Here is a 3,920-nt window from a genome sequence, read left to right on the forward strand (position 1 = left end):
CTGCTGAAATCCCTATCCCATGACGCTGGCCGGCACTTCTTTGATGCGCCGGCTGCGATGAGTATGGATGAATGCATGCTGCGCCTGAATTTTCTGGATGGCGCGAACATAGTGTCTCTTACGCCCTCGGAGCTTGGACATTGGTTGTCTTTCGAGTTTGAGGGACATGCCTTTTCCGCAAATGATCCGTTTGGCGAAGTCTGGTTTTTTGCCGAAGATCCTGCGACACCGGAGCCAATACTGCAGAAAATTGCGCTCTGCGTCGTTACACCGCCAAACCCGGCTTGACGGCGCGCGCTGAATTATCCATTACCCCTGCTTCCGAATGGATCGGGCGGTTAGCTCAGTGGTAGAGCACTACGTTGACATCGTAGGGGTCACAAGTTCGAACCTTGTACCGCCCACCATTCCGAAGTCTTCCGAAACCTCCTGAAACCTGCCGCGTTGTTTTAAAAAATGACGGGATGTTTCCATGATTGATCCAGATTTGCCGGACGCCAATATGTTTGTCGTCTATTATACCGGCGGGAAAATGCTGCAGGCCTCCAATATCTCTCTGATGACTAGGAAGCTGGATGAACGTCTGTTTCTTGTTTCGACGCCGGAGACGCAGTCCAGACTCTACCACCACGTCAAACGCCTAGCCCAGCCGGACGCCCTGTTCGTCGGTCGCTTGGACTCCCTGCCCAAATTCAAAGGGATGGAAGAAGGCACCACGAAATGGGTCCGCCGTATGATGGACGTTTAAAAAAGGAAGGCGAACTGGCCGCCTTCCTTCATGTTCGTTTCAATTCCGGGGCAGGGGCCTTGTCCTAGCCGTCAAGGTCAACCATCGGTTCGCGATCCCAATGGCGGAGCTTGCCGAGTGTCTTCACGAAACCGGGCACATCTTCGGTCTTGCTGAGCGCGACGCAGCCCTCATCCTTCGCATCCCAGACGCTGGCCTTCTCCATGAGAGGTTGGGCCGTTTCGACATAGCCGATGAATTTGCAATGCGCGAACGCGTCGGCCACGAAATCCCGGCTAGGGGCGTCGTTCTTGACCATGTCTGCCCCCTCTTCGGAGATCAGCAGGGCGACGGCATCGAAGAGGACCGATGGACCGCCATCGATTTTCTCGTCGGCCTCCATGTGCGACCCGTCACTGAGTGTGATGCCGCCCACTTTCGGGCTGATCAGCATCGTCATGCCGCCAGCGGAGGTCACTTCCTTCTTCAGCGCGTTCAGGAGGTCTGCATCCGCGCCGTCCGTAGCAAAGATACCCAGTTTTCGGCCTGCGAAACTGTCTGGAGCGTTCTTCAGGATGCTCAGGGGATCGGAAGCAGGCAAGTCCGTGATGGGAGGGCTGGCCGGATCAGCCGCTGGCGGCATGTCGGTTACGCCGAGGCCATCCGCCACTTTTTTCGCCAAGTCTTCATCGATGTTCAGCAGGTGAGACAGCATGCGAAGACGGATTTCCATCTTCTGAACCTTGCTGAGCTCGAAGGTCAGGGCGTCTGCCATGTGTTTTTGCTCGACCTTGGTCTGGCTCACATAGAATTGGCGGGCCTGGCTGTAATGATCGGCGAAGGATTCCGGGCGCAGGCGCGTCTTTTCTCCGCCAACCGGCTCGGCATAGGATCGATACCCCTTGGCGGGATCTTCGCGCGGTCCGCCTTCTTCCGGTCCCCAGCTGTTCGGTTCGTAATTGGCGCGGCCTTTGGGATTCTCCATCGCCATATGGCCATCCTGCTGGAAATGGCGCATCGGGCATTGCGGACGGTTGATCGGGATATGTGTAAAGTTCGGGCCACCAAGGCGCTTCAACTGGGTGTCGAGATAGGAGAAGTTACGGCCCTGCAGCAGCGGGTCCGCAGTGAAGTCGACACCGGGCACGATATTCTGTGTACAGAAGGCGACCTGTTCAGTCTCAGCGAAGAAATTGTCGACGACGCGGTTCAGGACCATGCGTCCGACAATGCGGACGGGCACTTGTTCTTCCGGAATGATCTTGGTCGCATCCAGTACGTCGAACTCAAAATTCTCGGCAAATTCCTCGTCGAACAATTGCACACCGAGTTCCCATTCCGGATAGTCGCCCATCTGGATGGCATCCCACATGTCGCGGCGGTGGAAGTCCGGGTCGGCGCCATTGATCTTCAGGGCTTCGTTCCAAGCTACCGATTGCAGGCCCTGCTTTGGTTTCCAGTGGAACTTCACAAAGGTTGCTTTGCCTTCGGCATTCACAAACCGGAATGTGTGGACGCCGAAGCCTTCCATGAACCGCAGGGAACGGGGAATTGTCCGGTCGGACATGATCCACATGACCATGTTCATGGATTCCGGAGACAGGGAGATGAAATCCCAGAAATTGTCATGTGCTGTCTGGGCCTGCGGGAAGCCCCGGTCCGGTGCCGGCTTGGCCGCATGAATCAGGTCTGGAAACTTGATGGCGTCCTGAATGAAGAAGACAGGGATGTTGTTGCCCACAATATCCCAGTTGCCTTCTTTCGTGTAGAACTTCACGGCGAAACCCCGCACATCGCGCGCAAGATCGGGCGAGCCCTTATTGCCAGCCACAGTAGAGAAGCGGGCGAAGACATTGGTCTTCTCACCTTTTCTCTGGAAAATGTCTGCCGTGGTGACGTCCTCAAGCGTATCCAGTGTCTCGAAATAGCCATGCGCACCGTAGCCGCGGGCATGCACGACGCGTTCAGGAATGCGCTCATGGTCGAAGTGGAAAATCTTTTCACGGAAGATGAAGTCTTCGGTCAGCATCGGTCCGCGCGCGCCCGCTTTCAGATGGTTCTGGTCGTCGGCAATGGGCACGCCTTGCTGGGTGGTCATGGTCTCGTAGCCATCCTCAGTTGACTGATGAGGTGCGCCGCCCTCGTCGAGGGAAAGATCTGGTTTGTCGGACATGAGAGAAATCCATCTGCTGGTTGGAGGGTGTTCTAATCAACTGCGCGACGGGCTCATTGGTTCCTCGCATATGCGGCTTTCATCCCCCTTCGAGGGAATCCAATGAAAGGGGGCGGCTCCAGAAAACAGAACCGCCCCTCAAAATTTCTGCTATGCCTGTATTCAGCTCAAGCTGTCCGCAAAGGCTTCGCCAGAGCGGGCGCTCGAATAGGCTTCTTCCAGAAGGGCGCGGGACTGGCCCTGGACTTCGGACTTTTCAAGGCGATCCTTGATCGAGTCGGCCAGGTGTTCTTCGCCGTCATCAATCGCCTCAAGGGCAGCTTTTCTGTCGTCCTGAAACATGGACGAGAACTCGGTCAAGGCGCGATGAAGCGACCCAAGCGTACCACCCTCAGTTTGGGGTTCGCCGCCGAGAGTACGGACCTGCTGCTGGAAGCGGCTGATCAGTGCTGCGCGATCACTGGCGCGCTTCTGGAACTGGGTGCGAAACGCAAAACTCTCATCTGAGAGTTCAGCGCATTTCTCATAGCCTTTGCGGCTGTCGATCAGTACCTTGGTGACGTCATTGAGGGCGTCAATTTCGGTTTTGTTGATTGTGTCGGTCATTTGGAAACTCCTCGTTGTCTGTCCTGACCAACAGGGAGACAAGGCATGAGTTCCAGACAGAAAACCTTAAATGACGGACATGATCAAAGGCGCTTAGCCCTCGAACGGGTCTTTCATCAGGATTACGTCTTCGCGCTCCGGCGACGTGGAGACCAGCGCGCACGGTTTGCCGACCAGTTCTTCGAGGCGGCGCACATACTTGACCGCTTCTGCCGGAAGGTCCGCCCAGGATCGCGCACCGGCGGTTGAGCCTTTCCAGCCCTGAAGCGTCTCATAGACGGGCTCTACAGCGGCCTGGTCGGTCAGGCCGGCAGGGTAGTGGTCAATCGTCTCGCCATTCAGCCTGTAGGCGACGCAGACCTTGATCTCGTCAAAGCCGTCCAGCACGTCGAGCTTGGTCAGGGCGAGGCCGGT

4 protein-coding genes, 1 tRNA gene and 1 pseudogene are annotated in these 3,920 nt (G+C 56.6%); 3 read left to right on the forward strand and 3 right to left on the reverse strand.

Annotated elements, in window-relative coordinates; translation table 11 throughout:
- The 3 genes and pseudogenes from B4F73_RS00515 to B4F73_RS00525 form a co-directional block, all read left to right on the forward strand.
- A pseudogene (locus tag B4F73_RS00515) lies at positions 1-288 on the forward strand (hypothetical protein); the annotation flags it as partial.
- A 44-nt stretch (positions 289-332) separates the two neighbouring features.
- A tRNA-Val gene (locus B4F73_RS00520) sits at positions 333-407 on the forward strand.
- A 65-nt stretch (positions 408-472) separates the two neighbouring features.
- Complete coding sequence (locus B4F73_RS00525; protein WP_290480550.1) at positions 473-748, forward strand: hypothetical protein; 276 nt, start codon at positions 473-475, stop codon at positions 746-748.
- A gap of 64 nt (positions 749-812) precedes the next feature.
- Here the strand turns inward: B4F73_RS00525 and B4F73_RS00530 are convergent, their stop codons facing one another.
- The 3 genes from B4F73_RS00530 to B4F73_RS00540 all read right to left on the reverse strand — a co-directional run.
- Positions 813-2,900 (reverse strand): catalase, encoded by a 2,088-nt coding sequence (locus tag B4F73_RS00530; RefSeq protein WP_290482260.1) that lies wholly within the window; start codon positions 2,898-2,900, stop codon positions 813-815.
- 162 nt (positions 2,901-3,062) lie between these two features.
- The gene (locus B4F73_RS00535; RefSeq protein ID WP_206992073.1) at positions 3,063-3,506 is read right to left on the reverse strand and encodes a PA2169 family four-helix-bundle protein; all 444 of its coding nucleotides are present in this window, start codon (positions 3,504-3,506) and stop codon (positions 3,063-3,065) included.
- A 93-nt stretch (positions 3,507-3,599) separates the two neighbouring features.
- The coding region (locus B4F73_RS00540) for an adenylosuccinate synthetase (protein WP_290482261.1) at positions 3,600-3,920 on the reverse strand (321 nt) is incomplete at its 5' end.

Origin of the sequence: Hyphomonas sp. UBA3601 (genome assembly GCF_002375605.1) — a bacterium.
Lineage (GTDB): Bacteria > Pseudomonadota > Alphaproteobacteria > Caulobacterales > Hyphomonadaceae > Hyphomonas.